The organism is Salinimicrobium profundisediminis, assembly GCF_026241755.1.
GTDB lineage: Bacteria > Bacteroidota > Bacteroidia > Flavobacteriales > Flavobacteriaceae > Salinimicrobium > Salinimicrobium profundisediminis.
On the sequence record NZ_JAPJDA010000095.1, the window covers coordinates 1 to 2,040 of the forward strand.

A 2,040-nucleotide genomic window follows, 5' to 3' on the forward strand; every position below is an offset into this window, starting at 1 on the left:
CTTTCAATAAGTGCAGAGAAGCCTGGTGAAGCAGCGGTGACTGGGCTTGAATAGCGTTTTCCAATGCTTCTTCTATCACGTTTATATCTGAATTCAAAAATGAGTACATCATTTTCAATTTCATATCTTCATCTCACCTAGCTTATAAATCCCTAATGCATCATACACTTAGTAATGAACAAAGCATTCAGATCCAATATTATTTTTCCTTCATCCCTATGTGAACAGCAGCTACTCCGCCACTGTACGATTTATAATGAACATTCGTCAATCCAGCAGTTTTAAATAATTCTGCAAGCTCCTTCATGCCGGGAAAATCCTTTGCCGATTCGTGCAGCCATGCATATTCATCAAAGCTCTTTGCAAATAGTTTACCAAAAAACGGCATGATATGACGGAAATATAAGTAAAACAGCTGTTTATATACCGGCAGAGTAGGCTGTGACGTTTCAAGACAGACGACCTTTCCTCCTGGCTTAACAACACGGCGCATTTCTTTTAATACCTGCAGATAGTCTGGTACATTTCTAAGGCCAAAACCAATGGTTACAAAATCAAATGAATCATCTGGAAACGGAAGCTCCATCGCATTGCCATGGACTAACTTTACATGGTTTAGCTGCAATTCTTTTACTTTTTGCTCTCCAATTTTGAGCATATTTTTACTGAAATCCAATCCAAAAACTTCCCCTTGATCTCCAACGGCGTCAGCTAATGCAATGGACCAATCAGCAGTGCCGCAGCATACATCAAGCGCTTTTGCACCCTTAGGCACATTCATTCGTTTCATGACATCCTTACGCCATCTAACATGCTGCTGAAAACTAATGACAGAATTCATTTTGTCATAATTCCCATAAATCTTCTCAAACACCTTATGAACGCGTTCTTCTTTTGATTGTTGCATGCTTACCCTTCCTCCGCAAATGATTTCACCTTATGTGTATCATAATCTATCATTGCCTGAATTTTTTGCTGAAGTGAGCTGTTCATATAAGGAATTTGTTTGTACAATTTTTCAATTTCCTGCCTTGTATTTTCTATATACGAATCAGCAACTGATATTAATTCATCTCTATAGTCTAATGAGCTATTTTGCAGATCAGCTTCTGGAAAAACAAGCTCTCCTAATGCTTCAAAAACAATTGAAGGCTTCTCTTTAAAGAAGCGATCTCTTTCCATTAGAAGCTTTTTGTAAAATAAAATATTCGCTGTGAAGCCCTGTAAATTCTCACTATTAAAGTAAGTAAGAACTCTTTCAAAAAGTGCAGATTCTATTTTCTTTACCGAGTCCATTAAGGTTTTAATACTTTTACTATCTTTACGATAGACAGAAATTTTATGTTCATTAACCTCTTTAATTCCTTCTGCAAGCGTACGAATCATTCCTACATCTTCAATTGATGATAAAATTTTATAATAAAGACCGCTATAATAAGTTCCCGCTAAAATAGTCAGCTGTCTGCTTTTATGCAATTCGGCATTCAGTTCTCCATTTTCAACGAGTTCATGGGTGTCTAATGCTATTTGGACGAGCATTGCAGTCACAGCATATTGTTCGGCTTGCATTTTTGGCAGATCATATAGAGAAAAAATTGAAGTGAATAATAAAAGTTTATCTTCATCTATAACGGGTTCATTTATATATTTAAATAAGTATGAGTGTTTGACATGCTCATGTATTTGTGATTTCACATCTGCTAAATTAGTAGTAAGTTTTTGCATGCAATCACCCTTGATTCAAAAGTTTTCATCTATCTACCATTGAGTCAGACAGCCGGTCCTAAAAAACCTCTTTTACTCTTAAGGAATAAGCAATCATGTTTTATTGGCGGAATAGATCTATCTATTATGTTTGGCATTTTTAAAAATAAAATGATATGTATATATAATTTTTACGTTTAGCTTTTTCATTTAATAAACAAGGTTCAATTCTATAAAAAAAGCACCTGAAGCGGTTACTTTTGAACTTGTATTTGACTTTGCCAATGCCCATTTAAGGCAGAGACAATTATATCATAAATCACAGTACCATGTTAG

The 2,040-nt window shown here is 35.2% G+C and carries 2 protein-coding genes; both read right to left on the reverse strand.

The genetic code is table 11. The features are described 5' to 3' along the window. Positions 1-199 precede the first annotated feature (199 nt). Complete coding sequence (locus tag OQ279_RS18800; protein ID WP_266071408.1) at positions 200-907, reverse strand: demethylmenaquinone methyltransferase; 708 nt, start codon at positions 905-907, stop codon at positions 200-202. 2 nt (positions 908-909) lie between these two features. Next, on the reverse strand, positions 910-1,725 hold the full coding sequence (locus OQ279_RS18805; RefSeq protein WP_066444155.1) for a heptaprenyl diphosphate synthase component 1: 816 nt from the start codon (positions 1,723-1,725) through the stop codon (positions 910-912). Between the last annotated feature and the right edge of the window lie 315 nt (positions 1,726-2,040).